At 70.1% G+C, this 25,708-nt stretch carries 26 protein-coding genes and 1 tRNA gene; 9 read left to right on the top strand and 18 right to left on the bottom strand.

Translation table 11 applies throughout. The features are described from left to right. Nucleotides 1-20 precede the first annotated feature (20 nt). Genes BM342_RS07365 through BM342_RS07355 form a run of 3 tightly spaced genes read right to left on the bottom strand, consistent with a single transcriptional unit; the run spans nt 21 to nt 2,904 of the window. The gene (locus BM342_RS07365) at nt 21-740 is read right to left on the bottom strand and encodes a pyrimidine reductase family protein (protein WP_177232098.1); all 720 of its coding nucleotides are present in this window, start codon (nt 738-740) and stop codon (nt 21-23) included. Further along, entirely contained in the window at nt 737-1,621 is an 885-nt protein-coding gene (gene folP / locus BM342_RS07360) for a dihydropteroate synthase (RefSeq protein WP_092964761.1), read from the bottom strand. Before folP ends, BM342_RS07365 begins: the two co-directional genes overlap by 4 nt. Continuing rightward, nucleotides 1,618-2,904, bottom strand: a complete 1,287-nt coding sequence (locus tag BM342_RS07355; RefSeq protein ID WP_092964760.1) for an NAD(P)/FAD-dependent oxidoreductase — start codon at nt 2,902-2,904, stop codon at nt 1,618-1,620. The genes folP and BM342_RS07355 overlap by 4 nt, the downstream gene beginning before the upstream one ends. Before the next feature lie 88 nt (nt 2,905-2,992). On the opposite strand from BM342_RS07355, the gene BM342_RS07350 reads away from it, so the two are divergent. The 3 genes from BM342_RS07350 (at nt 2,993) to BM342_RS07340 (ending at nt 5,964) form a co-directional block, all read left to right on the top strand. Continuing rightward, nucleotides 2,993-3,691, top strand: a complete 699-nt coding sequence (locus BM342_RS07350) for a response regulator transcription factor (protein WP_092966659.1) — start codon at nt 2,993-2,995, stop codon at nt 3,689-3,691. Nucleotides 3,692-3,722: 31 nt separating this feature from the next. After that, nucleotides 3,723-5,510, top strand: a complete 1,788-nt coding sequence (locus BM342_RS07345; protein WP_092964759.1) for a sensor histidine kinase — start codon at nt 3,723-3,725, stop codon at nt 5,508-5,510. Nucleotides 5,511-5,673: 163 nt separating this feature from the next. After that, nucleotides 5,674-5,964, top strand: a complete 291-nt coding sequence (locus tag BM342_RS07340; protein ID WP_092964758.1) for a WXG100 family type VII secretion target — start codon at nt 5,674-5,676, stop codon at nt 5,962-5,964. Nucleotides 5,965-6,016: 52 nt separating this feature from the next. On the opposite strand, the gene BM342_RS07335 is transcribed toward BM342_RS07340, so the two are convergent. The 6 genes from BM342_RS07335 to BM342_RS07310 all read right to left on the bottom strand — a co-directional run bounded on the left by BM342_RS07335 (nt 6,017) and on the right by BM342_RS07310 (nt 11,617). Beyond that, nucleotides 6,017-6,943 carry a hypothetical protein gene (locus tag BM342_RS07335; RefSeq protein ID WP_092964757.1) on the bottom strand — a complete coding sequence of 309 codons (927 nt, stop codon included), beginning with the start codon at nt 6,941-6,943 and terminating at the stop codon, nt 6,017-6,019. A 441-nt stretch (nt 6,944-7,384) separates the two neighbouring features. Beyond that, entirely contained in the window at nt 7,385-9,004 is a 1,620-nt protein-coding gene (groL, locus tag BM342_RS07330; RefSeq protein ID WP_092964756.1) for a chaperonin GroEL, read from the bottom strand. Nucleotides 9,005-9,136: 132 nt separating this feature from the next. After that, complete coding sequence (locus tag BM342_RS07325; RefSeq protein ID WP_177232097.1) at nt 9,137-10,150, bottom strand: DUF3048 domain-containing protein; 1,014 nt, start codon at nt 10,148-10,150, stop codon at nt 9,137-9,139. Nucleotides 10,151-10,335: 185 nt separating this feature from the next. Next, complete coding sequence (locus BM342_RS07320) at nt 10,336-10,536, bottom strand: cold-shock protein (protein ID WP_092964754.1); 201 nt, start codon at nt 10,534-10,536, stop codon at nt 10,336-10,338. A gap of 216 nt (nt 10,537-10,752) precedes the next feature. Beyond that, nucleotides 10,753-11,295 carry a LytR C-terminal domain-containing protein gene (locus BM342_RS07315; protein ID WP_092964753.1) on the bottom strand — a complete coding sequence of 181 codons (543 nt, stop codon included), beginning with the start codon at nt 11,293-11,295 and terminating at the stop codon, nt 10,753-10,755. Between the two features lie 28 nt (nt 11,296-11,323). Next, nucleotides 11,324-11,617, bottom strand: coding sequence for a DUF3263 domain-containing protein (locus tag BM342_RS07310; protein WP_092964752.1), 294 nt, complete (start codon nt 11,615-11,617; stop codon nt 11,324-11,326). Between the two features lie 147 nt (nt 11,618-11,764). Between BM342_RS07310 and msrB the strand changes: the two genes are divergently transcribed. Next, nucleotides 11,765-12,166 carry a peptide-methionine (R)-S-oxide reductase MsrB gene (gene msrB, locus BM342_RS07305; RefSeq protein ID WP_092964751.1) on the top strand — a complete coding sequence of 134 codons (402 nt, stop codon included), beginning with the start codon at nt 11,765-11,767 and terminating at the stop codon, nt 12,164-12,166. 2 nt (nt 12,167-12,168) lie between these two features. Further along, a complete protein-coding gene (locus tag BM342_RS07300; protein ID WP_092964750.1) occupies nt 12,169-12,732 on the top strand; it encodes a nitroreductase family protein in 564 nt (187 codons plus the stop codon). Between the two features lie 42 nt (nt 12,733-12,774). On the opposite strand, the gene BM342_RS07295 is transcribed toward BM342_RS07300, so the two are convergent. The 3 genes from BM342_RS07295 to BM342_RS07285 form a co-directional block, all read right to left on the bottom strand. After that, the gene (locus BM342_RS07295) at nt 12,775-13,836 is read right to left on the bottom strand and encodes a DMT family transporter (protein ID WP_255368594.1); all 1,062 of its coding nucleotides are present in this window, start codon (nt 13,834-13,836) and stop codon (nt 12,775-12,777) included. Between the two features lies 1 nt (nt 13,837). Next, nucleotides 13,838-13,910 (bottom strand) — tRNA-Thr (locus BM342_RS07290). 84 nt (nt 13,911-13,994) lie between these two features. Further along, nucleotides 13,995-14,924 (bottom strand): DsbA family protein, encoded by a 930-nt coding sequence (locus tag BM342_RS07285; RefSeq protein ID WP_092964749.1) that lies wholly within the window; start codon nt 14,922-14,924, stop codon nt 13,995-13,997. 300 nt (nt 14,925-15,224) lie between these two features. On the opposite strand from BM342_RS07285, the gene BM342_RS07280 reads away from it, so the two are divergent. Together BM342_RS07280 and BM342_RS07275 are read left to right on the top strand one after the other, a co-directional pair. After that, complete coding sequence (locus tag BM342_RS07280; protein ID WP_092964748.1) at nt 15,225-16,325, top strand: ABC transporter ATP-binding protein; 1,101 nt, start codon at nt 15,225-15,227, stop codon at nt 16,323-16,325. An 80-nt stretch (nt 16,326-16,405) separates the two neighbouring features. Further along, entirely contained in the window at nt 16,406-17,725 is a 1,320-nt protein-coding gene (locus tag BM342_RS07275) for a DUF4032 domain-containing protein (RefSeq protein WP_092964747.1), read from the top strand. Nucleotides 17,726-17,809: 84 nt separating this feature from the next. On the opposite strand, the gene rlmB is transcribed toward BM342_RS07275, so the two are convergent. The 4 genes from rlmB to BM342_RS07255 all read right to left on the bottom strand — a co-directional run bounded on the left by rlmB (nt 17,810) and on the right by BM342_RS07255 (nt 22,195). Then, nucleotides 17,810-18,838, bottom strand: a complete 1,029-nt coding sequence (gene rlmB / locus BM342_RS07270; RefSeq protein WP_092964746.1) for a 23S rRNA (guanosine(2251)-2'-O)-methyltransferase RlmB — start codon at nt 18,836-18,838, stop codon at nt 17,810-17,812. Beyond that, nucleotides 18,835-20,244, bottom strand: coding sequence for a cysteine--tRNA ligase (cysS, locus tag BM342_RS07265; protein WP_092964745.1), 1,410 nt, complete (start codon nt 20,242-20,244; stop codon nt 18,835-18,837). Before cysS ends, rlmB begins: the two co-directional genes overlap by 4 nt. A gap of 125 nt (nt 20,245-20,369) precedes the next feature. Beyond that, nucleotides 20,370-21,608: a 2-C-methyl-D-erythritol 4-phosphate cytidylyltransferase gene (gene ispD, locus BM342_RS07260; RefSeq protein WP_092964744.1), complete on the bottom strand. Its 1,239-nt coding sequence runs from the start codon at nt 21,606-21,608 to the stop codon at nt 20,370-20,372. A gap of 104 nt (nt 21,609-21,712) precedes the next feature. Beyond that, nucleotides 21,713-22,195: a CarD family transcriptional regulator gene (locus BM342_RS07255; protein ID WP_022889889.1), complete on the bottom strand. Its 483-nt coding sequence runs from the start codon at nt 22,193-22,195 to the stop codon at nt 21,713-21,715. A 159-nt stretch (nt 22,196-22,354) separates the two neighbouring features. Here BM342_RS07255 and BM342_RS07250 point away from each other — a divergent pair, with 159 nt between their 5' ends. Further along, nucleotides 22,355-22,804 carry a hypothetical protein gene (locus BM342_RS07250; protein ID WP_092964743.1) on the top strand — a complete coding sequence of 150 codons (450 nt, stop codon included), beginning with the start codon at nt 22,355-22,357 and terminating at the stop codon, nt 22,802-22,804. A gap of 86 nt (nt 22,805-22,890) precedes the next feature. On the opposite strand, the gene BM342_RS07245 is transcribed toward BM342_RS07250, so the two are convergent. Together BM342_RS07245 and BM342_RS07240 are read right to left on the bottom strand one after the other, a co-directional pair. After that, entirely contained in the window at nt 22,891-23,571 is a 681-nt protein-coding gene (locus BM342_RS07245) for a response regulator transcription factor (RefSeq protein ID WP_092964742.1), read from the bottom strand. Nucleotides 23,572-23,626: 55 nt separating this feature from the next. Next, nucleotides 23,627-24,844: a sensor histidine kinase gene (locus BM342_RS07240; protein WP_092964741.1), complete on the bottom strand. Its 1,218-nt coding sequence runs from the start codon at nt 24,842-24,844 to the stop codon at nt 23,627-23,629. 192 nt (nt 24,845-25,036) lie between these two features. Here BM342_RS07240 and phoU point away from each other — a divergent pair, with 192 nt between their 5' ends. Further along, entirely contained in the window at nt 25,037-25,699 is a 663-nt protein-coding gene (phoU, locus tag BM342_RS07235; protein WP_092964740.1) for a phosphate signaling complex protein PhoU, read from the top strand. Nucleotides 25,700-25,708 lie beyond the last annotated feature (9 nt).

Below are 25,708 nucleotides of genomic sequence, written 5' to 3'. Positions count from 1 at the left end.
ACCCCGCCCGGGGCTCCGCCTCAGTCGCGCGAGTAGCGCAGCAGCAGCAGGTCGCCCGCCGGCAGGGCGTGCGCGAGCCGCATCGGTCGCGCCCGCTCGCCGGCGCCCTGTGCGATCCGCCCGGCCGCGCCGCCGACCAGGGTCGGGCTGAGCGAGAGGCACACCTCGTCGACGAGTTCCGCGTCGAGCAGTGCGCCGAACAGGTGGGGACCGCCCTCGCAGAGCACCTGCGTCAGGCCCGCCGCGGCGAGCGAGGCCTGCGCCAGCGCGAGGTCGACCTCGTCTTCACCGCACACGAGCACGTCGGCTATCTCGGCGAGCGCCGAACGCCGATGCTCGGGCGACGTCGCGGTCGTCACCACGATCGGTCGTCGCACCGCCTTCGAGAAGAACGGATGCCGCGGGTCGAGGTCGAGCCGCGACGAGACCACGGCGATGCGGGGCTGGCCGTCGAGGCCCCGCGCACGCCGCCACGCGGCATCCGCCTCGTCGACCGCGAGTCCGCCGTACCCCTCGGCGCGCACCGTGCCGGCCCCCACCAGTACGAGGTCGGCGACCGTGCGCATGGCCTGCATGGCGAGTCGGTCGCTCGCGTCGCCGAGGCCGCCGCTGCGACCGTCGAGCGTGACGGCGCCGTCGATGCTCGCGACGAAGTTCATGCGGATGCGCGGCACCCCGCGATCGCGCAGCCCGTATGCGGTGAGCAGCGTCTCACGATCGATCGCCGGGCCGCCGTTCACTGGTTGTGCTCCAGGAACACGGGTTCGCGCCATCCCTCGATGGCTTCGATCATGCGCATCGCATCGACGGTCTCTCGCACGTTGTGCACACGCACGATCCGAGCGCCGCGCATCACGCTGTAGACGGCGGCCGCGATCGACCCCTCGACGCGTTCGGAGCGCGGACGGCCGAGGCTCTCGCCGACGAAGTCCTTGTTCGAGAGCGCGACGAGCGTCGGGTATCCGAGCGCGACGACCTCGTCGAGCCTGCGCGTGAGCTCGAGCGAGTCGAGCGTGTGCTTGTTCAGGTCGTGACCGGGGTCGACGATGATGCGATCGGATGCCACGCCGCCCGCCTCGGCTCGGGCGACCCGCGACCTGAGGAAGTCGACCACGTCGGCGACCACGTCGGCGTACCGCGGCGACGGAAGCGGCGTGCGCGGCGCCGCCAGGCTGTGCGTGATGACGATCGACGCGCCCGTGTCGACGAGCACCGAGGCCATGCTCGGATCGCTGAGCCCCGTGGTGTCGTTGATCACGTGCGCGCCGGCCGCGATCGCCTCGCGGGCGACCTCTGCGTGGAACGTGTCGACCGAGATCACTGCGCCCGCATCGGCGAGCGCGGCGACGACGGGCACCACGCGGTCGACCTCCTCGGCCACGGGCACCGCCGGTCCCGGCGCGAACTTCGCCCCTCCGATGTCGATCCAGTCGGCGCCCTCGTCGATCGCCCGGAGCCCGGCCTCGACGGCCGCGTCGAGCGCATCGGTCCGGCCCCGGTCGTAGAACGAGTCGGGCGTGCGGTTCACGATCGCCATGACCGCGACCTGGCGCGCGAAGTCGAAGGTGCGCGGGCCGATCGTGCGCACCGTGCCGCCGACGGCCGGCGTCGCCGCGCTCATGCCGTGTCTCCGGCGAGCGCATCGAGCGGCACCGCGGGATCGGCGAGCTCCTCGCGGGAGACGACCCGGCCCGAGCGGATGAGGCGTTGGATCACCGGGTTCACGTCCCACACGTTCACGTTCATGCCGGCGACTACCCGCCCGTCGGCGGCGAGCCAGAAGACGATGCCCTCGCGCTTCGCGTCCGGCGCCGATTCGGCGGTGAGCGGAACGTCGCCGCGAACGACGAGCTCGGCGTCGGCCGCCGGCCCGCCATAGCCCGAGTACTCCATGCCGAGGTCGTACTGGTCGGTGAAGAAGTAGGGCACCTCGTCGAAGGCGGCCGGGGCGCCGGCCAGCGCCCGCCCGGCGGCGGCTCCGCTCGCACCGGCGTTCGCCCAGTGCTCGACCCGCAGGTGCCGCTCGAGCCGCGGGTTCCACACCGATGCGACGTCGCCCGCGGCGAACACGTCTTCGGCACTGGTGCGAAGCGATGCATCCGTCGTGATGCCGTCGTCGACCCGGAGTCCGGCGGATGTCGCAAGCTCGACGTTCGGCACGGCGCCGATGCCGAACAGCACGACGTCGGCAGGCACCTCCTCGCCCGTGCCGAGCACGGCCGCCGCGACGCGGCCGCGGTGGCCCCGCAGCGCCGTGACGGACACGCCTCGCCGCACCTCGACCCCGTGCTGCTCGTGCAACCCGCGGAACATGGCGCCCAGACCGATGCCGATCGCCGCCTCGAGGGGCTCGCCGCCGCGGACCAGCACCGTGACGTCGTTGCCGTAGCCTCGCGCCGCCGCGGCGGCCTCGAGCCCGATCCAGCCGCCGCCGACCACCACGACCCGCCGACCGCCGACGCGCAGCGCGGTGCGCAGTCGAGTGGAGTCGGCAAGCGTGCGCAGGGCGTGCACGCCGCGCAGGCCGGCGCCCGGGCCGGAGAACCGTCGGGCACGCGCACCGGTCGCGAGCAGCAGCCGGTCGAATTCGAGCGTGGCACGGCCCGCTTCGGGCGACTCGACTTCGAGCGTGTGCCCCGCAGGGTCGAGGGCGACCGTGCGGCTGCCCCGCCGAACGTCGACGTCGTGCCGCCGGTACCAGCGGAGGTCGTGCGGAGAGAGGCTGCTCGCGGCATCCGTGCCGATCAGATAGCCCTTCGAGAGCGGCGGGCGCTCGTAGGGGACGCGGGGCTCCTCAGCGATCACGACGACCTCGCCCTCGAACCCGCTCTCGCGCGCCGATTGCACGGCGCTCGCCGCGGCCAGGCCGCCTCCGACCACGACCACCCGCTCATGTGACGCCATAGGCCAAGTGTTCCATCCGTCGAACCGATTTCACGACCCTCGAAGAATGTTCAGGAAAGTTCCAGCCCATGCGCAGATGATGGTCAACATGAGCGATGGACCACGCATTCTCATCGTCGATGACGAGCCCAACATCCGCGACCTGCTCACCACGAGCCTGCGCTTCGCCGGATTCGCCGTTCGCGCCGTCGGCAACGGCGCCCAGACCATCTCGGCGGTTCTCGAAGAGGAACCCGACCTGATCATCCTCGACGTCATGCTGCCCGACATGAACGGCTTCGGCGTCACCAAGCGCCTCCGTTCGGCCGGGTACACGGCGCCGATCCTGTTCCTCACGGCCAAGGACGACACCGAAGACAAGATCACCGGCCTCACGGTCGGCGGCGACGACTACGTCACGAAGCCCTTCAGCCTCGACGAGATCGTCGCGCGCATCAAGGCGATCCTGCGCCGGACCATGCACGCCGAGGAAGACGCCGTGATCCGCACGGGCGAACTCGTGATGGACCAGGACACCCACGAGGTGCTCGTCGGCGACGTTCCGGTCGAGCTCTCCCCCACCGAGTTCAAGCTGTTGCGCTACCTCATGCTGAACCCCAACCGGGTGCTCTCGAAGGCGCAGATCCTCGACCACGTGTGGGAGTACGACTTCAACGGCGACGCCGGCATCGTCGAGAGCTACATCTCCTACCTGCGCAGGAAGCTCGACCAGCACTCCACGGAGCCGCTGATCCAGACGAAGCGCGGGTTCGGGTACATGCTGAAGTCCTCCGTCTCCAAGCCCTGACTCAGGGTCGGCCGCCTAGACTCGCCCCGCTATGCATCAGACGATCTCCGAGCGGTGGAACCGCATCTCGCTGCGCACCAAGATCACCGGTGTGACGGTGCTGATGCTGACCCTCGGCCTCCTCGTCTCCGGCATCGGCACTGCGGCCATGCTGCGCTCGTACGTCGAAGACCAGATGTCGGCCAAGCTCGGCGGCATCGCGGGCGGCAGCCTCGACAAGTACTTCCTCGACGACACCGACTCGAGCGGTTCCGACGACAAGCAATCGCGGTTCTCCGAGAACGACCAGGTCTTCGTCGCCGTCTACGACGCGACGACGGGAACGCTCGACGGCACCAACTGGGACGACCGGCCGATCGAGGACCTTCCGCGCATCCCCGAGAAGCTCACCCAGGCCGAGGTGAGCGCGATGAACGCCCAGGGCTCCGGCAGCTACACGGTGGTCCAGCTGAAGGACGCCGACGGGAACAAGACCTTCCGGGCCGTCACGGCGCTGATGGTCGCCGATCAGCACGGCGTCTACGCGCCGATCATCATCGCGATCTCGTCGAAGGACACGGAATCGCTCATCGCGGTGTACCTCACGATCTTCCTCGGCTTCGGCATCGGCGTGGTGCTCGTCGGCGCCCTGCTCACGCGCATGCTGGTGACGACCACGTTCACGCCGCTCCGCGAGGTCGAGGCCACGGCCGCCGCGATCGCCGACGGCGACTTCAGCCAGCGGCTCGGCGGCGCGACCCCGAACACCGAGGTCGGTCGCCTGAACCGCTCGCTGAACACCATGCTCAACCGCATCGATCGCGCGTTCCGCGACCGCGCGCGCACGATCGACCAGATGCGTCGCTTCGTGGGCGACGCCTCGCACGAGCTGCGCACCCCGCTCGTGTCGGTGCGCGGATACGCCGAGCTGTACCGCATGGGCGCGCTGCAGACCTCCGATGACGTCGCACAGGCCATGGAGCGCATCGAGAAGGAGGCCATCCGCATGGGCGGCCTCGTCGAGGACCTCCTCGCGCTCGCCCGGCTCGACGAGGCGAAGCCGCTCGAGCTGGCCGAGGTCGATCTCGTGCCCCTCGCCCGCGATGCGGCGCTCGACGCCATGGCCGCGCACCCGAACCGCACCATCACCGTCACGACGCCCGACGACCTCACCGCATCGGATGCCGCGCCCGCACCGGTCGACGGCGATTCGACGCTGGCCGACGCAACGCCCGGCGGCCGCCCCTCGACCGGGGCCATCTCGTTCGCAGGCGCGACGCTCGCGCGACTGCGCAACCGGCGGCCGCGCACGACCGACACTCCGGCCTCGAATCGTCGTGCGAACTCCGCGCAGGTCGACCCGACGAAGTCGACCGAACGCCCTGCGACCGCGACCCGAGGAGCGACGCGCCCCACGGCGACGAAGACGGCGAGCGGCGCACCGCAGGCCGTCGTGCTCGCCGAGGAGAACAAGATCAGGCAGGTCATCACGAACCTCATGGGCAACGCGATGCGGTTCACCGCAGAGGAGAGCCCCATCGACATCCGGATCAGCGCGGATCCCGCGACCGAGCGGGCGATGATCGAGATCATCGATCACGGCGAGGGCATCCCTCCCCAGATCCGCGAGAAGATCTTCCAGCGCTTCTGGCGCGCCGACACGTCGCGCACGCGCGAGACCGGCGGCTCCGGCCTCGGCCTCGCGATCGTGTCGTCGATCGTGGCAGCCCACAACGGTGCGGTCGACGTGGTCGAGACGCCCGGCGGCGGTGCGACCTTCCGGGTGCTCCTGCCGCTCGCCGGCAGCGCTGCCGCGCCTCAGCCGGTGTCCTCCGACTGATCCCTTCGCGTCGTGACGATCAGTCCGCCGCCGGGGATCGCCTCGAGCACCCGTCCTCCCCCACCGGGTCTGCCCTGGGCACTGCAGCGAACCGCTCTCGATCCGGTCCGCTTCGACCGGCGGCGCCGTACCTTGGCGGCATCAACTGAACGAAGGGACCCCAATGTCGAGCTACCACGTCGACGCCGCCCAAGTGTCCGCAGCGACCCAGACCGTGCAGGGCACCATCGGCCGAATCCAGTCCGAGGTCGCGTCGTTGCTCGGCCAGCTCACGGGCCTGCAGTCCTCGTGGTCGGGTCAGGCCGCCACGGCGTTCCAGGGTGCCGTGTCCGACTGGCGGGCCACGCAGCTGCAGGTCGAGCAGAGCCTCGACGGCCTCAATCAGGCGCTCGGCATCGCCGCGACACAGTACGCCGAGGCCGAGCAGGCCAACGCGCGCCTGTTCCTGCGCTGAGCACCCGACCGGTGGTCGGACCGACCCGACCACCGGCCCGCGAGCTCGCGGTTCAGCCGAGTGCGGTGACGATCGCCGCGGCGACGCCAGAGGCTTCTGCCCGGATGGGCTCCGCGGCCGTGCCCGTCGCCGACGAGAGCACGGTCACCCAGGCGCCGCGGATCGGCACGTGGACCGTGCACAGGCCGGTACCGGCCTCGAACGGTTCGCCGTTGCTCCAGCAGCTCACGAGTCCGGCGCCATCGGCACCCGACACGTCGATCGTCGTCAGCTCTGCGCTCGAGGGGATCGTGGCGAGCGCAGCCGCGGTGTCCGGGAGCACGGTGATGCGACCGCCGAACCCGCCTTCGCCGCGATACCGACAGCTGAAGCCACCGGCCGTCAGCAGCGCGACATCCCACCCGTTCGAGTCCTCGAAGGCGTACCCGACGTCGTACGCGGCAGCGTCGCCGGAGAGCGCCGCAGCGAGCGCTTCAGGCGCGAGCATCTCGTCGCAGCTTGTGGGCCCGTTCCCCCATTCCGCCGAAAGCGGGGGCAGCGGTTCCAGCGGCGGAACGGCGCCGAGGTGGTCCGAGATCTCGTCGCGAAGCGCGACCAACTGCGGCTGCGCGACGCTTCCGGAGTCGGCCCACGGCATGTCGGAGATGTAGAGGTTCACGGCGGTCGTACCGATGAACCCCTCGACCTCGCAGTGGTCGGAGATGCACCCGGTGTGCAGGGTTCGCTCGTACGGCACCGGAGTCGTCCCCTCCCGCGCGGCGAACTCCGCGATGATGCGCTCGTCGGCGTCGACCGCATCGGGAACGACCGTGAGCGAGACGCGCACGGCCCCCGTCGCCGCGTCGGACCACGAGCACGAGAATCCGCCGGCGGACCCCACCGCGGCGGGCATCTGCACCGTTGCGATCGGGTCGGCCTGCGCATACGCACCTGAGACGAGTCCGGAGCCCACCACGGCCTCGAGGGACTCGATGGCCACGATCCGATCGCACGACGAATCGATGATCTGGAGAGGTCGTGCAGGAGCGGGCGTCTCCGGAACGGGAGCGGGCGCCGCACCCCCTGATGCCGTCGCGCATCCGGCCAGCAGCGCGATCACGCAGGCCGCAGTCACGGCTGTGGTCGCGACCGGCCGGATCTTCGTCGAGCGACCTGCGAGACCAGTTCCACGACTCATTCGGCGTCATCCATGGTCCGAGCGTATCCGCACCGTTAGGGGCTGTCGGCCCGGTCGGATATCCATCAGATAACGGCTTCCGAAGAGCGCCATGGATGCCGTAGGCGGCGGGGTGAGTCCCGCTCCGGAACCCGCGTGAGCGACGACGAACGAGCGAGACCCGGCACGAACGACGAAGGGCGCCTCCGGATCGGAGGCGCCCTTCGCGCTGATCAGGCTGTGACGGCCGTGGATCGGTTCGGACTAGAAGTCCATGCCGCCCGTGGGGTCGCCGGCCGGGACCGGGTTCTTCTCGGGCTTGTCGGCGACGACGGCCTCGGTGGTGAGGAACAGGCCGGCGATCGACGCTGCGTTGAGCAGGGCCGAGCGGGTGACCTTCACCGGGTCGTTGATGCCGGCGGCCAGCATGTCGACGTACTCGCCGGTCGCGGCGTTGAGGCCCTGGCCGACGGGGAGGTTGCGCACGCGGTCGACCACTACGCCGGGCTCGAGGCCGGCGTTGAGGGCGATCTGCTTGAGCGGAGCGTCGATCGCGACGCGCACGATGTTCGCGCCGGTCGCCTCGTCGCCCGAGAGCTCGAGCTTCTCGAAGGCGGTCTTGCCCGCCTGGATGAGAGCCACGCCACCACCGGCGACGATGCCCTCTTCGACGGCGGCCTTCGCGTTGCGGACGGCGTCTTCGATGCGGTGCTTGCGCTCCTTGAGCTCGACCTCAGTGGCCGCGCCCGCCTTGATGACGGCGACGCCGCCGGCCAGCTTCGCGAGGCGCTCCTGGAGCTTCTCGCGGTCGTAGTCGGAGTCGGTGTTCTCGATCTCGGCGCGGATCTGCGCGACGCGACCGGCGATGCCCTCTTCGTCACCGGCACCCTCGACGATGGTCGTCTCGTCCTTGGTGATGATGACCTTGCGTGCCTGGCCGAGCAGGTCGAGGGTGACGTTCTCGAGCTTGAGGCCGACTTCCTCGGAGATGACCTGGCCGCCGGTGAGGATCGCGATGTCCTGCAGCTGAGCCTTGCGACGGTCGCCGAAGCCGGGGGCCTTGACGGCGACCGACTTGAAGATGCCGCGGATCTTGTTCACGATCAGGGTCGCGAGCGCTTCGCCGTCGACGTCCTCGGCGATGATGAGGAGCTGCTTGCCCGTCTGGATCACCTTGTCGACGATGGGCAGCAGGTCCTTGATGTTCGAGACCTTGCCGTTGACGATCAGGATGTACGGGTCTTCGAAGACCGCTTCCTGGCGCTCGGGGTCGGTGACGAAGTACGCCGACAGGTAGCCCTTGTCGAAGCGCATGCCCTCGGTGAGCTCGAGCTCGGTGCCGAAGGTGTTCGACTCCTCGACGGTGACGACGCCCTCCTTGCCGACCTTGTCGATGGCCTCGGCGATCAGCGCGCCGATGGTCTCGTCAGCGGCGGAGATGGAAGCGGTCGCAGCGATCTCCTCCTTGGTCTCCACCTCCTTGGCGTTGGCGATGAGCTCGGCCTCGACGGCCGCGACGGCCTTCTCGATGCCGCGCTTCAGCGAGATGGGGTCGGCGCCTGCGGCGACGTTGCGGAGGCCCTCGCGCACGAGTGCCTGGGCGAGCACGACCGAGGTCGTGGTGCCGTCACCGGCGACGTCGTCGGTCTTCTTGGCGACCTCCTTGACGAGCTCGGCGCCGATCTTCTCGTACGGGTCGTCGAGCTCGATCTCCTTGGCGATCGACACGCCGTCGTTCGTGATGGTGGGTGCGCCCCACTTCTTCTCGAGCACGACGTTGCGACCGCGCGGGCCGAGGGTCACCTTGACCGCGTCGGCGAGCGTGTTGAGGCCACGCTCGAGACCGCGGCGGGCCTCCTCGTTGAAAGCAATGATCTTTGCCATGTGTGTTTCTCGTCCCTTCTCGGACGTCTCAAAGATTCTTGTTAGCACTCGATTCGAATGAGTGCTAAAGCAATTCTGGCACTCGACCGACATGAGTGCAAGCGAGCGCCCGGCGCCTCGCACGAGGTTCGCTCAGGGCGCGAACGACACCGATCCCTCGTTCGGCACGAGTTCGATCCAGGTGTTGCCCGGAGCGAGCGGCAACGGCCGTCCGTCGTCCGCCGTCAGCACGATGGGCGTCCCCGCAGCATCCTTCGACCAGGTGCCATGGGCGGTCCGGCCGGCGGTCGACACCCAGGCCTCGCCCGTGCCGACCATCACCGTGCGAGGGACCTCGCCGTAGCTCCAGTCGATGCCGACGCGCATGGTCACCACGTTGACCGCGTGCACCTGAACGCCCGCGTCGTCGAGGTCGGGCGAGCCCTCCTGCGACCTCAGCCAGACGGATGCCGCCGCATCCCAGGTCCACGACGGGAACCGCTCCTCGGAGAAGACGTGCGCGATGCCCGTGGTCGAGGACGCCCCGAGGGCGGGGTCGGCCAGCGGATCGGCGCTGCCGTACACGAACTGCACCGCGGGCGGAGCGAGGGCGGCGTTGCGCCGGAGCGCCTCGGCCGCGTCGAGGATCACGTCGTGGGGGCCCGGCCGTTCATCGGCGCGAGCGAAGAGCCCGGTGTCGTCGAAGTCGAAGACCAGGTTCACCAGCGGCGTCGCCTGCATCATCTCGACGAACTGCTCCTGGCCGCCCGAGTACGCGATGATGCCGCCGAAGGGCGTCGCGATATCGGGGTCCATGGGTCGGATGGAGCGCACGGGCCCGAGTTCGTCCGGGATGTCGGAGTGCCATACCGCGAGGTATCGCGTGAGGCCGCCCTCGACCAGTTCCTCGAAGACGAGGTCGGTGCGATTCAGCGCGAGCTGCGGTCGCGCCTCCTCGTGGTTGTCGATCTTCGCCGCGATCGACGGATGCTGCATGGCCGCCCACTCGGCACGGGTGCCGCGCAGCGGGGCGAACGCGACCGCGACCGGGGCTGCGGAAGCACCGACGGGTCGCGCGTCGGGGGTCGGCGTCGGCGTGGCGACGACTCGTTCGGTCTCGGGAGCGCTGCACGCCGCGAGCAGCACCGCGGCGACGGCGAGCAGCACGGCAGAAGACCGCCACCTGATGGCAGATGCGTTCCGCCGCGCCATGCGCACAGCCAACCACCGCGACCCGCACGAACGCGGGCGACGCGCCGGACCGGCGCCCCGGTCGCCCGGTGCCCGCCGGCCCGGAGACGACGATGCGCCGCCGGCACGAGGCTTCTGGCGGCGCATCGTTCACGCTTCGATCAGGCGGGGCGGACGCCCTCAGCCTGCGGACCCTTGGAACCGGTGCCGACCTCGAACACGACCGCCTGGCCCTCTTCGAGGACCTTGTATCCGGCCATGTCGATCGCGGAGTAGTGGACGAAGACGTCCTGGCCTCCGTCGACGGTGATGAATCCGTAGCCCTTTTCAGCGTTGAACCACTTGACGGTTCCGTTCGCCATGCGTTGCTCCCAAATTGCCGTGTGTCGATCAGCACGTGCGCGTTGCCTGTACCGGGCCTGCCCGTCGTGCTGACGGGACCACGGGTGGTACCTGGCGTTACACGGGTTCGAGCGACCAATTCCAGATACTAATGACGCGGGCACGGCCAGGAGAAGGGGCGGGACGCACCCGAATGTCGCGGAATTGCAACGATTCTGCGAGGTGGGCCCGCGAGGTCAGCCCGCGACGCTCGCGGCGTAGTCCGAGCCGACGACCAGCACGAGCGGGGTGCCGATCTCGCCGAACTTCGCATCGAGGCGCACGTCGGCGCCCGGGATCGCCTGGGCCACGCCTCTGGCCGCCCCTTCGAGATCGGCGGTGGCGTAGTAGACGACCGACTCCTTGAGGTCGGTCTCGCTCGCATTCGCGGTGGCGCCGACCGGGACCCCGGCCGCGGTCAGGGCGTCGGCCGCCGTCGCGGCCAGTCCGCTCGTGTCCGTGCCGTTGAGCACCGTCACGGGTACGTCGGGCGCGATGGTCGGCTCGGCCGTGACGACCGGCGTCTCCGTCGCGGTCGGCGACGCCTCCGAGAAGTCGAGCCGGTCGTTGGCGACCACGACCCATGCGATGCCGAGGCCCGTGAGCACGACGGTCGCGAGGGCGGCCCAGCCGAAGGCGATCCATCGGGCGCCACGACGCTGCGGCGCACGGTGAGCGCCCACGCGCTCGATGCCGTGGGGAATCGTGTCGAAACGATCTCGAGGGGAGTTCTGCGCCATGGGTCCAGTCGTCGGGGTCGGGGCCTGCTCAGTCGAGCGTGCGGCCGTTCGAGAGTGAGCGCCGTGCCCGCGTCGCCGCGCGCGCCTCGCGGAGCCGCAGCAGGCGTTTCACCAGCATGGGGTCGTGCCGGAGCGCCGCAGGCGAGTCGAGGAGCTCTCCGAGGATCCGATAGTAGCGGGCGGCGGACATGCCGAACTCGTCGCGGATGCCCTCCGCCTTCACGCCCGGCTGCTGCCAGGCATGGGCCTCGAAGGCGAGCACGCGGAGCGCGAGCGGGTCGAGTTGCGCCTCGGGGTCGTGCGAGGGCCGTTCGAGCGTCACCGTGCACCTCCCGCGGCGACGGCGTCGCCTTCGCGTCACATCCTAGGGATGCGTTGCCGTGAGGCTGCCGAGCGTCCACGGCGTGTGTGTGCGCGAGCCTCGGCGACCTGCGACGATGGAGACATCCGCAGTTCTGAAGGGAACCCCATGGCGTATCAGGTCGAGAAGTCCGACGACGAGTGGCGCGAACAGCTCGGCGACGAGCAGTTCGAGGTCCTGCGCGAGGCGGCGACCGAACGCCCGTGGACGGGAGAGCTGCTCGACGAGGAGCGCGCCGGCGTCTACGCATGCGCGGCGTGCGGTGCGGAGCTCTTCAAGAGCGGCACCAAGTTCGACTCCGGATGCGGCTGGCCGAGCTTCTACGAGTCCGTTCGGCCCGAAGCCGTCGAGCTCATCGAGGACACCTCGCTCGGCATGGTCCGCACCGAGGTGCGCTGCGCGAACTGCGGGTCGCACCTGGGCCACGTCTTCCCCGACGGGTTCGGCACTCCGACGGGCGACCGCTACTGCATGAACTCGATCGCGCTCGACTTCACGCCCGAGCCCTGAGCGTGCGCCCGGTGCTCGAGGCGGCACGCGCGCGCCGTTCGGTGTCGAAGGTGACGGATGTCGCACCCGACGATGCGGAGCTCCTCGAGCTGCTCGGGGCAGCCGGCCGGGTCGCCGATCACGCGGCGCTTCACCCGTGGCGCGTGATCGCGCTGAGGGGCGATGCACGCGAGCGTCTCGGCGCGGCCCTGGCCGAGGCCTCGGGCCTGGGTGCGTCCGACGAGCGGAGCGCCGCCAAGCTGGCGGCCAAGCCGCTGCGCGCTCCCCTGCTGCTCGCCGTCGTCGCGGTGCGCACGCCCGACCACCACAAGGTGCCCGAGTGGGAGCAGGACGCCACCGCCGCTGGCGTCGCGCACCTGCTGAGCCTGCTGCTCGACGAGGCGGGCTGGGGCGTGATGTGGCGTACCGGCCCGCACACGCGGCATCCGGCCGTCGCGGCGATGCACGGGCTGGGCGAGCACGAGGCGCTGCTCGGCTGGCTCTACGTCGGCGGGAGGCCGGCGGGCCGGCGCGACGAGCGACGAGTGCCCCGCGACGCGTCGGATCGGTTCACGACGCTCGAGTGACCGGGTCGCCCGCCGCTGCGGGCACTGCGACGGATGCTGCGCTCAGGGCGTTCGGTCGGCCGGCGCCGCCGGCTCCACGGGTGCGACGACGTGCCTGCTGCGCGACCACCTCGTGCTCGCGATGACGACTGCGACGAGCGCGAGCGCGGCACCGCCGATCGTGGCGAGCTCCACCGTCTGATCGCCGACGGGCACGAACAGATCGAGCGCGAGCGCGGCCGTGAGCTGGCCCGCGACGCCTGCGAGCGCGAGCACGAGCACGCCGATCACGCGGACGACGATCGCCTGCACGGCGATGAAGAGGCACCCGATGAGCCCGCCGGCGTAGAGCCAGGCCTCGCCGGGCAGTGCGGTCGGCCATCCGACGAGCGAGGAGTGCACGATCATCACGACGACGAGCACCGTCGTGCCGACGATGAAGTTCACGAGCGTCGACGTGAGCGCGCTGGAGGCGGCGACGCGGATCCGGCCGTTGACCGCCTGCTGCCACGCCGACCCGAAGCCCGCGGTGAAGGGCAGGATCACGAGGAGCACGGGCACTGCCCCGCCGATCTCGGACGACAGGGTCCAGATCACGGCTGCGAGTGCGAGCAGCGCACCGAAGACCCGGGGCGCGGTGAGCGGGCGTCGACCGGCCGGCCCGAGCCCCACGAGGTCGAACACGACCCCGCCGACGGTCTGGCCCGCCACGATCGAGACCGTGAAGAGCGCGACGCCGATGACGCCCGCCGACAGTCCCTGCGTCGCGACGAACCAGGCGCCCGCGACGCCGCCGAACAGCATCCACCAGCTGATCCTGCCGGCCCGCAGCTCGCGTGCGACGTTGCCGAACCCGGCCCGCCCCGGCTTCCAGAACACGAGCGCGACGAGCAGGATCGCCAGGCCGCTTCCGAACGAGATCGCCGCGGCCGTGTAGGGGTCGCCGATCGCCGCCGAGAGCTGCCCGTTGACGCGCGACTGCACCGCGGTCAGCGCACCGCCGACCACGGCCATGGCGATCGCGATCCACGCGGGCATGCCGGGCGCTTCGACGTGGGCGTGCCGGTGCGCCTCGTTCGCGTGCGCCGCCTGCGCGGCATGGGGAACGGGTTCGTCTTCAGTCAAGAGCCGGCTGCGGGACTCGAACCCGCAACCCCCGCTTTACAAGAGCGGTGCGCTACCAATTGCGCCAAGCCGGCGAGGGCGCCCCGCGAGGGGAACCCAGGACATCCTACCGACCGCGCGGCGGAGTCCCGTGGAGGGACTCCGCCGCGCGGACCGGCTCACTGGGCCGGAGTCGGCGTGGGCGTCGGAGTCGGGGTCGACTCGGACTCGTTGAACGTCGCGCTCGTGGCCTGCACCACGAACGACTGGAACTCCTGCGCGTCGGTGAGCGAGCCGCTGTACTGCTGGCCGTTCACGAGCACGGTGGGCGTGCCGGTCACCGAGGTGAGGTCGGAGTTCGGGATGGGGCCGGTCAGCGCCCGCGTCGTGGCATCCTGCACCCACGTCTTGAAGCGCATGTCGTCGATGCACGAGGCGACCGAGGAGGCTGCGCCGGCATCTGTCGCGAGCTTCTTCAGGTCGGCGTTCGCCAGACCCACCGAACCCTCTTCGGGCTGGTTCTGGAAGAGCGCCTCGTTGTAGTCGAAGAAGGCGTCGGGCGACAGGTCTGCCACGCACGCGGCGGCATTGGCCGCGCGCAGCGAGTACTGCGTGCCGGCCGACTTGTTCGTGAGGATCGCGATGGGGTGGATCTCGAGCGTCGCCGCACCGGACTCGACCATCGTGCGCATCGCCTCGGAGTTGGTCGTCTCGAACTGGCCGCAGTAGGGGCAGAGGTAGTCGATGTAGGTCACGATGTTCGCGACCGTGCCGCTGTCGTCGGGAACCGTGGCGGTGGGCTCACCGCCCGCCTTGATGGCGGGGGTCTCGACCGCGGTGATCGCACCGTCTTCGCCCGCGACGAGCACGATGCCGTCGCTCGCCATGTTCGCAGGACCGGGGCCGGCGGGCTTGATGCTGTTGAAGATCAGCCAACCGACGAGAGCCGCGACGAGCAGCACGGCGACGATGACGCCGCCCTGGATCAGGACCTTGTTGCGCTTGTCGCGCTTCTTCTGCTCCTCGCGAAGGACTCGCGCCTTCTCTCGGGCCGCTTCCCGCTTCTCGTTACGGGTGGCACGTGGCTCTTGGGATCCGCCGTTGGTCATCGATGGTCACTCCGGGTCGCTGTGTGGGCGCGCGCGTACTGCGAACGCACCCACGATAGTAGGAAGGATGGCTGGGAATCAGCCACACGAAGGCCATGGTTGGCGTTCGGCGGCCGCCCGGCGGGCTCCCAGCCGCTTCGAGGCTGCCGTGCAGGCGAGCCCCGCCCGCGGACTCCGCGGGCCGGCGCCGAATCGGCCGTCGCCTCCTCCCGTGCAATACTGAGGGAGCGTCGACGTCGACGCAGTCCATTCACTACGGATCGTCCGGCACGTACCTGCCGGTGAAGGAGAAGCAGAACCATGGCGTCAGTCACGTTCGACAAGGCCACCCGCCTCTACCCCGGCGGCACTCGCCCGGCCGTCGACCAGCTCGACCTCGATGTCGCAGACGGCGAGTTCCTCGTGCTCGTCGGCCCCTCGGGTTGCGGCAAGTCCACGTCCCTCCGCATGCTCGCCGGCCTCGAAGAGGTCAACGACGGCAACATCTTCATCGGCGACCGCAACGTCACCGACGTGCCGCCGAAGGACCGCGACATCGCGATGGTCTTCCAGAACTACGCGCTGTACCCCCACATGACCGTCGCCGAGAACATGGGCTTCGCGCTCAAGATCGCCGGCGTCGGCAAGGAGGAGCGCGCCGCCCGCGTGCTCGAGGCCGCCAAGCTCCTCGACCTCGAGCCGTACCTCAGCCGCAAGCCCAAGGCACTCTCGGGCGGTCAGCGTCAGCGCGTCGCCATGGGCCGCGCGATCGTGCGCCAGCCCCAGGTGTTCCTCATGGACGAGCCGCTGTCGAACCTCGACGCGAAGCTCCGCGTGCAGACCCGCACCCAGATCGCCTCGCTCCAGCGTCGCCTCGGCGTCACGACGGTCTACGTCACGCACGACCAGACCGAGGCGCTCACCATGGGCGACCGCATCGCCGTGCTGAAGGACGGCCTGCTCCAGCAGGTCGGCACCCCGCGCGACCTCTACGAGAAGCCGCAGAACGTCTTCGTGGCGGGCTTCATCGGCTCGCCCGCGATGAACCTGTTCCACGCAGACCTCACCGAGGGCGGCGTGCTCTTCGGCACGGCGACGGTCCCGGTCGACCGCGACGTGCTCGCCGAGGCTTCGGCCAAGAGCGCGACCATCGGCGTGCGCCCCGAGGACATCACCGTCTCGGCGGTCCAGGGCGAGGGCCTCGCAGTCGACGTCGACCTCGTCGAGGAGCTCGGCGCCGACGGCTACCTCTACGGCCACTCCACGGTCGAGGGCAAGCGCACCGACATCGTCGCCCGCGTCGACGGTCGCAGCCACCCGAACGCCGGCGACCGCGTGTACCTCACGGCCACGCCGAACCACGTGCACCTGTTCGACATCGAGTCGGGCCTGCGCCTCGGCAACAAGGCCGTCGTCGCCTGACCTCGCCTCTCACGAACGATCGATGCCGGTCGGGCCATGGGCCCGGCCGGCATCGGCGTTTCGGGCTACGCTGAACCACGATGAGCGGCTCACTATCGATCACGTCGGCCACGACCGACCCGGCCCTGCTCGACCTCCCGTGGCACCTGCCGCTCGAGGCCTGGCCGAACGAGAACATCGCGGCGCTGCCCAAGGGAATCTCGCGCCACCTCGTGCGTTTCGCGCACCTCGCCGGCCACGTGGTCGCGATCAAGGAGACCACCGCCGAGATGGCGCGCGGCGAGTACGAGATGCTGCGCACGCTGCAGCGTCTCGAGGTGCCGTGCGTCGAGCCCGTCGCGGTCATCACGAACCGCTCCGATGACGAAGGCGACCCCCTGAAGCCGGTGCTCGTCACCCGTCACCTGCGCTTCTCGCTCCCCTACCGGGCCCTGTTCTCGCAGACGCTGCGCCCCGACACGGCGACGCGTCTCGTCGACGCGCTCGCCCTGCTGCTCGTGCGCCTGCACATCATCGGGTTCTTCTGGGGCGACGTGTCGCTCTCGAACACGCTGTTCCGTCGCGACGCGGGCGCCTTCGCCGCCTACCTCGTCGACGCCGAGACCGGCAAGCTCTACGAGGGCGGCCTCTCGAACGGCCAGCGCGAGAACGACCTCGAGATCGCCCGCGTGAACATCGCCGGCGAACTGCTCGACCTCGAGGCCGGCGGTCGCGTGGCCGACGAACTCGACCCGGTGCGCATCTCGAACGGCATCGTCGACGCGTACCGCAGCCTCTGGAGCGAGCTCACGGGCTCCGAATCCTTCTCGTCGGCCGAACGTTGGCGCATCAACGAGCGCGTGAGCCGTCTGAACAAGCTCGGCTTCGACATCGAGGAGCTCTCGATCCGCACCGACGGCGCCGGCACGACCGTGCGCATCCAGCCGAAGGTCGTCGACGCCGGACACCACCAGCGCCGCCTGCTCCGCCTCACCGGGCTCGACGCGGGCGAGAACCAGGCGCGCCGACTGCTCAACGACCTCGACTCGTACCGGGTGACCTACGGCAAGGGCGAGCTCGACGAGGAGATGGTCGCCCACGAATGGCTCGTGCGCGTCTTCGAGCCGGTCGTGCGTGCCATCCCGACCGATCTGCGCGGCAAGCTCGAGCCCGCCGAGGTCTTCCACCAGCTGCTCGAGCACCGCTGGTACCTCGCGCAGCAAGCCGGTCACGACATCCCACTGGCCGAGGCCGTGGCCTCGTACATCAACACGGTGCTGCGCCATCGGCGCGACGAGGCGACCGTCATCGACCCGCAGACGGGCGCGATCACGACGTCGATCGACGTGGTGCCGCTCGACACGTCTGCCGTGGCCGTCGTCGACCCCGACGACGAAGACGACTGGCGGCTGAAGGTCTGAGTCCGCGGGCGCTCCCGAGGTGCAGCGACGCGAACGCCCCGCTGCGCACGTGGTGCAGCGGGGCGTTCGACGGTGCAGCCGGCCTCAGCCCTCGGCGCGGAGCTTCGAGATCTCGTAGAGGGTGACGGATGCCGCGATGCCGGCGTTCAGCGACTCGGTCGCCGCGCTGATCGGGATGGACACGATCGCGTCGCACGTCTCGGCGACCAGACGCGAGAGCCCCTTGCCCTCGCTGCCGACGACGATGACGATCGGGCGCTCCGCCCACGACAGGCCGGGCAGCGACACGTCGCCGTCGCCGTCGAGCCCGAGCACGAACACGCCTCGTTCCTTGAGCGCCTTGAGCGTCTGGGTGAGGTTCGGAGCCATGGCGACGGGGATGCGCGCCGCGGCGCCCGCGGAGGTCTTCCATGCGCCCGCGTTCACGCCGACCGATCGACGCTGGGGCACGATGATGCCGTGGCCGCCGAACGCCGCGGTGGAGCGGATGATCGCTCCGAGGTTGCGGGCGTCGGTGATGCCGTCGAGCGCGACGAAGAGCGGCGTCTCGTCGCGGGCGATGACCTCATCGAGCAGTTCGATCGGGTGGGCGTACTCGTAGGGAGGCACCTTCAGGGCGAGGCCCTGGTGCACGCCGCCCTCGCCGGCGAGCCGGTCGAGCTCGGGCCGCATGACCTCGAGGATGGGGATGCCGCGGTTGGTGGCGATCTTCATCGCCTCGCGCACGCGGTCGTCCATCTCGACGCGCGCGGCCACGTAGAGCGTCGTGGCGGGGATGCGCGTGCGCAGCGCCTCGACGACGGAGTTGCGGCCCGTCACGATCTCGGACTCGTCGCCCGACTTCGAGCGTCGTGATGCACCGGACGCCCCGCGGGGTGCACCCGATCGTGCGCCCTGCCCGGCGACCTTCGCGCCTGGACGGCCCTTTCCGCCTGAGGCCGCATACCGCTCCTCGGCGGCCTTGCGCTTGCCGGCGGGGTGCCAGGCGCGGTCTTCGGCCTTCGGGGTCGGCCCTTTGCCCTCGAGCGCCTGGCGGCCTTGGCCGCCTGATCCGACCTGCTTGTTCTTCGCCTTGCGCACTGCGCCGGCGCGAGGCTTTCCGCTGCCCTTCATGATTCCAAGCTCCAATGCGTGCCGTTCTGGCTGTCTTCGATGGTGATGCCCGCGGCCGAGAGTTCGGCGCGGATACGGTCTGCGGCAGCGAAGTCCTTCGCCGCGCGTGCCGTCTGGCGGTCTTCGATGAGTCGAGTCACGAGTGTGTCGAGGGCGGATGCCGCTGGCCCGGCGTCGGGCGCCCAGTGCGGGTCTCGCGGGTCGATGCCGAGCACCCCGACCATCGCCGAGACCTGCCCGTGGAGCACCGCGGCCTGATCGAGTTCGTCGCCGTCGAGCGCCTGGTTGCCGGCACGGACGGTGTCGTGCAGGACCGCGAGGGCCTGCGGCACTCCGAGGTCGTCGTCCATGGCCGCGCCGAACGCGTCGGGGATCACGGGAGCCCCGATGCCCGCGAACCGGGTGCCTGCGAGACGGCGCTCGACGCGGTCGAGGAAGGTGCGGATGCGGTCGACGGCGGCCTCGGCCTCGACGAGCGAGGTCGGCGTGTAGTCGAGCGTCGATCGGTAGTGGGCGGCGCCGAGCAGGTATCGCACGGCGAGCGGCGAGGCGAGTTCGAGCAGCTCGGCCGCGAAGACCGAGTTGCCCAGCGACTTCGACATCTTCTGGCCGCCGACGTTGACCAGCCCGTTGTGCACCCAGTACCTGGCGTACGCGTCGCCCGCCGCGGTGGACTGGGCGAGTTCGTTCTCGTGATGCGGGAACCGCAGGTCGAGCCCACCGCCGTGGATGTCGAACTCGCGGCCGAGGTACCGGGTGGCCATGGCCGAGCACTCGATGTGCCAGCCGGGGCGGCCGTCTCCCCACGGCGACGCCCAGGACGCCGATTCCGGCTCGTCGGCCTTGCGGCCCTTCCAGAGCGCGAAGTCGCGAGGGTCGCGCTTGCCGCGCGGGTCGGCGTCGGCTGCGGCCTCCATCTTGTCGCGCTGTTGGCGCGTGAGTTCGCCGTACGCCGGCCAGCTCGCGGTGTCGAAGTACACGTCGCCCGAGGCATCCGGTGCCGCGTAGGCGTGCCCGCGCTCGATCAGCCCGGCGATGAGCTGCTGCATGTGCTGGACGCTCGCGGTCGCCCGCGGTTCGTAGGTCGGGGGGAGGATGCCGAGCGAGGCGTAGGCGGCCGTGAACTCGAGTTCGACGCGGTAGGCGAGCGCCCACCACTGCTCGCCGGTCGCGGCGTCGAGGATCTTGTCGTCGATGTCGGTGACGTTGCGCACGAAGGCGACGTCGAGGCCACGGTACGAGAACCAACGTCGCAGGATGTCGTAGACGAGCGCGCTGCGCAGGTGCCCGATGTGCGGGCTCGACTGCACGGTCGGGCCGCAGACGTACATGCCGACGTGCCCTTCGATCAAGGGCACGAAGTCACGCAGGGCCTGGGCCTTCGAGTCGTAGAGTCGCACGGTCACCCGGCAAGCCTACCGGCGTGCGGCTGAGCGCCCGATCGGCGCTCCGACCCCTCTCTCGGCGTGCGCCTGCGTCGGGTCGGCGATCGAAGCGGCTGCCGGTGCGGGATCCGGGTCGGGGCCGTCGATCAGGTGCGCGCGAGCATCGCGGTCGCGATCGCCGAGACACCTTCGCCGCGCCCCGTGAAGCCGAGCGCGTCGGTCGTCGTCGCCGCGACGGACACGGGCGCGCCGAGCACGCCCGAGAGCAGCCCCTCGGCCTCCGCCCGGCGAGGGGCGAGCTTCGGCCGGTTGCCCACGACCTGCACGGTGACGTTGACGATGCGGAACCCGGATGCCTCGACGAGTCGCCGGGTCTCGGCGAGGAACACCTCCCCGTGCGCTGCCGCGAACCGGGGATCGGCCGTGCCGAAGATCGCGCCGACGTCGCCCAGCCCGGCTGCGGCCAGGAGGGCATCGCAGATCGCGTGCGCGGCCGCGTCGCCGTCGGAGTGCCCCGAGAGCCCACCCTCCCCCGGCCATTCGAGGCCTGCAAGCCAGAGCGGCGTCGCCGGATCGTCGTCGAACGCGTGCACGTCGACCCCGGTTCCGATGCGCAGGTCGGGTACGGCCGACTCCCCCGGCCCGGTCGGCGCGGCCGAAGCCGCCGCATCGGGATGCGTCATCCCGCCCTTCGCGTCGCCGACCAGCCGTTCGGCCCGACGCAGGTCCTCGGGCACCGTGATCTTGAAGGCGCGAGCGTCTCCGGGCACGAGGTCGATCTCGATTCCGGCCGCCGCCGCGATCGCGGCGTCATCGGTGAACTCGACCGACGGGTCGGCGGCCTGGAACGCGTCGTCGAGGTCTTCGCGCGGGAATCCCTGCGGCGTCTGCACGGCGGAGAGCCGCGATCGGTCGACCGTCTCGACGATGCGCCGGCCTTCGACGCGCTTGATGGTGTCGACGACGGGCAGGCCGGGAACGACGCCGTGACCGCGGGCGCGGACGGCTGCGGCGACCTCGTCGAAGACGAGCGAGGGGGTGAGCGGCCGGGCCGCGTCGTGCACGAGCACGGTGTCGACGACGTGGGGCAGCACCTCGAGGCCCGCCGCGACCGACTCGTGACGCGACGCGCCGCCCGGCACGACGTCGAACGGGGCGGATGCCGCGGCCGCGACGTCCGCGAATCGTGCGCGGACCTCGGCGACCCGGTCGGCCGGTGCGACGACCACGATGTGCGGTGCCTCCCGCATGCCGAGCACGGCATCGAGGGCGACGCCGAGGATCGTCGAATCGCCCAACGGCACGAAGGCCTTGGGTTCTGCGCGACCGAGCCGCGTTCCGCTGCCCGCGGCGACCAGGATGACGGCGACCGTCGACGAACTCATGGTTCGAGCCTAGCCAGCCGAGGGCGCGCCCGTGTCGACCGAGCACGACGGCACGGCCGACACGACGACGTCGCGCCCGGGATCGGGCGCGACGTCGAGGAGCACTAGGAGGCGAGGACCTCGTCGAGCACCGTCGAGGCGGCCTCTTCGTCGGTCTTCTCAGCCAGCGCGAGTTCGGAGATGAGAATCTGGCGCGCCTTGGCGAGCATTCGCTTCTCACCCGCGGACAGGCCGCGGTCCTGGTCTCGGCGCCACAGGTCGCGCACCACTTCGGAGACCTTGATCACATCGCCGGAGGCGAGTTTCTCGAGGTTCGCCTTGTAGCGACGGGACCAGTTCGTGGGCTCCTCGGTGAACGGTGCACGCAGCACCTCGAAGACCTTGTCGAGGCCCTCCTTGCCGATGACGTCTCGCACGCCGACCAGGTCGACGTTCTCAGCAGGCACCTCGATGACGAGGTCACCCTGCGTGACGTTCAGCTTGAGGTAGAGCTTCTCCTCACCCTTGATGATGCGCTTCTTCACCTCGGTGATCGTTGCGGCGCCGTGATGCGGGTATACGACGGTTTCGCCAACCTCAAAAAGCATGAATATATGTCCTTCCGGCAACTTTCAGGATATCACATTCGCGTTCGTGCTAAGGTTCCGCCGCTCGCTCGCAGGCCGCGTCATCGCGTTGCGCTACACTCGGATTCGATTCCCGTGCGTGCTTCGCAACGTTCACGCACGCCCGTACTTGGAGGTTCTGTGAAGGCGCGTCTCGCGGCATCCGCTGTTCTGGCCCTGGGTCTCGCCATCGGCGCGACCGGCTGCTCGATGGTCACCTACCAGGCGACGACCGAGCACTACGACGCGAGCGACGGCGTCTCGGTCACCGTCGGCGACCTCGACCTTCGCAACATCCTCGTCGTGAGCGAAGACGGCGAAGACGGCAACCTCGTCATGACCGTCGTCAACACCGGCGACCGCGACCAGACGCTGAAGATCGAGGCCGGTTCCGCGACGCAGGAGCTCGACGTCGATGCGCACAGCACGGTCGCGCTCGGCTCCGAAGACACCGAGCCGCTGCTGCTCGAGGGCATCGATGCAGAGGTCGGCGGCCTGACGCCCATCTTCTTCCAGTACGCGAGCGAAGAGGGCATCGAGAAGCAGATCCCCGTGCTCGACGACCGGCTCTACCCGGGCCTCGCCCCGTAAGCACCCGCGACCACGCGAACGCGAACGGCTCCCGCCTCGATGGGAGCCGTTTCGCATTCCGCCTCTCGGCGCAGCGAGCCGCGCGCTCAGGCCTCGAAGCGGTAGCCCAGTCCGCGAACGGTCACGAGCTGCACGGGCTCGGAGGGCTGCTTCTCGATCTTCGACCGGATGCGCTTGATGTGCACGTCGAGGGTCTTCGTGTCGCCGAAGTAGTCGGAACCCCAGACCCGGTCGATCAGCTGGCCTCGCGTCAGCACACGACCGGGATTGCGCATGAGCAGCTCGAGCAGCTCGAATTCCTTCAACGGCATGGGCACCGGCTCGCCGTCGATCTCCACCGTGTGGCGGTCGACGTCCATGCGCACGCGCCCGCCCTCGATGAGCGACTCGTCGAAGTCGTCGGCGTCGATACGGCGCCGGAGCACCGCCCGGATGCGGGCGAGCAGCTCGCGCGTCGAGTACGGCTTCGTCACGTAGTCGTCGGCGCCGAGCTCGAGGCCCACGACGATGTCGATCTCGGAGTCCTTCGCGGTGAGCATGATGATCGGCACGTTCGAGCGTGCGCGGATCTCACGGCACACCTCGGTGCCGGGCAGCCCCGGCAGCATGAGGTCGAGCAGCAGCAGGTCGGCGCCGCTCCGGTCGAAGGCCACGAGGGCCGACGGGCCGTCCGCCGCGACCTCGATCTCGTACCCCTCGCGTTCGAGCAGGAAGCTCAGCGGGTCGCTCAGGGCGATCTCGTCTTCGACGAGCAGGATGCGGGTCACAGGGTGTCTCCTCGATCACGGGCGACGACCGTCGCCGCCCCGGTGCTGGTTTCGTTCATCGGACGGGGTGGGCTGCGCGAGCCTGCCGGGGCTCGGACGTCGGCTTGGACGCCGAGGGCTCGCCTGCGGCATCCGGAACACTCGCCGCCGGCGGCTCGGCGAGCGGGAGGCGGATCGTGAAGGTCGACCCGCGATCGGGCGTCGACCATACCCGCACGTCTCCGCCGTGGTTCTGCACCGTGTGCTTGACGATGCTGAGGCCGAGCCCTGAGCCGCCCGTGTTGCGCGATCGGGCCTGGTCGACCCGGAAGAAGCGCTCGAACACGCGATCGAGGTCTTCGCGCTGGATGCCGATGCCCTGGTCGGTGACGGCGATCGAGACCGTGTCGCCGTCGACCTTGACGCCGATGCCGACCCGGCTGGCCTCGGGCGAGTAGGCGATCGCGTTGGAGAGCAGGTTGTGCACGGCCACGACGAGCAGCGCCCGGTCGCCGTAGACCTGCGCCTTGCTGGAGGCGCGAACGCCGATCTCGACGTGCTTGGCCGTCGCGACGATGCGGTTCTGATCCACCGCTTCGGCGACCACCTCGTCGATCGAGACGAGCACGTCGGGGCGGAGCGCGTCGCGAGCCTGCAGTCGCGAGAGCTCGATGACCTCGCTCGTGATGTGCGCCAGGCGGGCGGCCTCGGTCGAGAGCCTGCCCGCGAACCTCCGTACCTGGTCGGGCTCGTCGGCCGCCATGTCGAGCGCCTCGGCCAGCAGGCTGACCGACGCGATCGGTGTCTTCAGCTCGTGCGAGATGTTCGCCACGAAGTCGCGGCGCACCTCGTCGAGGCGGTACGACTCGGTGCGGTCCTCGGCGAGCAGCAGCACGAACCGCGTGCCGAGGCGTGCCACGAGCACCTGCAGCCGCATCGTCGAGTCGCCGTACGGGCCGCGTGCGAGCGTGAACTCGTCGGCGATCGTCTCGCCCGACCGTCGGACGGATGCCGCGAGCTCGACGAGCTCGGGATGCACCAGCGAGCTGCCGCGCACGAGGCCCAGCGCGAGCGCACCCGGCGAGGCCTTCAGGACGTTGTTCGACGGGTCGATCACGATGCCCGCCGACTCGAGCACGTCGAGCACCTGCTCGACCCCGTCGGGGATCGTGGGCGCGATGACCTGCGCGGCCCGCGCGCCGCGACGCTCGGCCATGTAGAGCAGGAGGAGGAAGCCGGCCCCGAGGAACGCGCCGAGGGCGAGCGCGCCGAGGACCAGCCAGATGGAGTCCATGTTCAGTAGCGTAACCACACCCCATCGCCCCGGATCGCGAAAACGGGCGTGCACCGACGGTAGGTTAACGAGTGTTCAGGTCTACGGCACCCGGAGTTCACTTTCTCGGGCGACGATGTGCAGGTCCGGTGCGACCTCCGGACCGATCCCGCGTGCGCGCCGCGCGCGCACCCGAAAGAGGATGTTTCGTATATGCGTGAGGTGTTCCAGCAGGAACTTCGAGAAGTCCAAGACCGACTCGTCGAGATCTCCGAGCTCGTCGCGACGTCGATCGAGAAGGCGACCCGTGCCTTCAACGAGTCCGACGTGAGCCTTGCCGAGGAGGTGATCGCCGACGACCACCGCATCGACCAGGCCGCGGTCGAGCTCGACGAGCTCGCGATCACGATCCTCGCCCGCCAGTCGCCGGTGGCGCGCGACCTGCGCACGGTCGTCAGCGCACTGCGCATCAGCGCTTCGCTCGAGCGCATGGGCGACATGTCCACGCACATCGCGCAGCTGGCCCGCTACCGGTTCCCCGACAAGGTCGTGCCGAAGCGGCTTCGCAGCACGTTCTTCGACATGGGCGCGCTCGACGTCGAGATCGCGCAGAAGCTCACCGAGCTGCTGCGCACCGAAGACGTCAAGCTCGCCGAGGAGATCCGCAACGAGGACGACAAGGTCGACGACCTGCACCTCTCGGTCTTCGACACCGTGCTCGGCGAGAAGTGGAAGGGCGAGGCGGCCGACACCGTCGACGCGACCCTCGCGAGCCGCTACCACGAGCGCTTCGCGGACCATGCGGTGTCGATCGCCAAGAAGGTCCAGTACCTCGTGACCGGCGACTGGGACCCCGACATCAGCGCCGGACTCTAGTCCGCATCC

Source organism: Agromyces sp. CF514 (genome assembly GCF_900113185.1).
Taxonomy (GTDB): domain Bacteria; phylum Actinomycetota; class Actinomycetes; order Actinomycetales; family Microbacteriaceae; genus Agromyces.
The sequence above is the reverse complement of the archived record's forward strand: the minus strand, read 5'-3'. Positions and strand labels throughout refer to the sequence as shown.

What these genes read in the sequence shown, in the direction of transcription:
- folP (WP_092964761.1), bottom strand. Translation starts at nt 1,621, where the DNA reads ATGAGCGCGGCGACGCCGGCCGTCGGCGGCACGGTGCGCACGATCGGC.
- BM342_RS07355 (WP_092964760.1), bottom strand. Translation starts at nt 2,904, where the DNA reads ATGGCGTCACATGAGCGGGTGGTCGTGGTCGGAGGCGGCCTGGCCGCG.
- BM342_RS07350 (WP_092966659.1), top strand. Translation starts at nt 2,993, where the DNA reads ATGAGCGATGGACCACGCATTCTCATCGTCGATGACGAGCCCAACATC.
- BM342_RS07345 (WP_092964759.1), top strand. Translation starts at nt 3,723, where the DNA reads ATGCATCAGACGATCTCCGAGCGGTGGAACCGCATCTCGCTGCGCACC.
- BM342_RS07340 (WP_092964758.1), top strand. Translation starts at nt 5,674, where the DNA reads ATGTCGAGCTACCACGTCGACGCCGCCCAAGTGTCCGCAGCGACCCAG.
- groL (WP_092964756.1), bottom strand. Translation starts at nt 9,004, where the DNA reads ATGGCAAAGATCATTGCTTTCAACGAGGAGGCCCGCCGCGGTCTCGAG.
- BM342_RS07320 (WP_092964754.1), bottom strand. Translation starts at nt 10,536, where the DNA reads ATGGCGAACGGAACCGTCAAGTGGTTCAACGCTGAAAAGGGCTACGGA.
- BM342_RS07315 (WP_092964753.1), bottom strand. Translation starts at nt 11,295, where the DNA reads ATGGCGCAGAACTCCCCTCGAGATCGTTTCGACACGATTCCCCACGGC.
- msrB (WP_092964751.1), top strand. Translation starts at nt 11,765, where the DNA reads ATGGCGTATCAGGTCGAGAAGTCCGACGACGAGTGGCGCGAACAGCTC.
- BM342_RS07285 (WP_092964749.1), bottom strand. Translation starts at nt 14,924, where the DNA reads ATGACCAACGGCGGATCCCAAGAGCCACGTGCCACCCGTAACGAGAAG.
- BM342_RS07280 (WP_092964748.1), top strand. Translation starts at nt 15,225, where the DNA reads ATGGCGTCAGTCACGTTCGACAAGGCCACCCGCCTCTACCCCGGCGGC.
- BM342_RS07275 (WP_092964747.1), top strand. Translation starts at nt 16,406, where the DNA reads ATGAGCGGCTCACTATCGATCACGTCGGCCACGACCGACCCGGCCCTG.
- rlmB (WP_092964746.1), bottom strand. Translation starts at nt 18,838, where the DNA reads ATGAAGGGCAGCGGAAAGCCTCGCGCCGGCGCAGTGCGCAAGGCGAAG.
- ispD (WP_092964744.1), bottom strand. Translation starts at nt 21,608, where the DNA reads ATGAGTTCGTCGACGGTCGCCGTCATCCTGGTCGCCGCGGGCAGCGGA.
- BM342_RS07255 (WP_022889889.1), bottom strand. Translation starts at nt 22,195, where the DNA reads ATGCTTTTTGAGGTTGGCGAAACCGTCGTATACCCGCATCACGGCGCC.
- BM342_RS07240 (WP_092964741.1), bottom strand. Translation starts at nt 24,844, where the DNA reads ATGGACTCCATCTGGCTGGTCCTCGGCGCGCTCGCCCTCGGCGCGTTC.
- phoU (WP_092964740.1), top strand. Translation starts at nt 25,037, where the DNA reads ATGCGTGAGGTGTTCCAGCAGGAACTTCGAGAAGTCCAAGACCGACTC.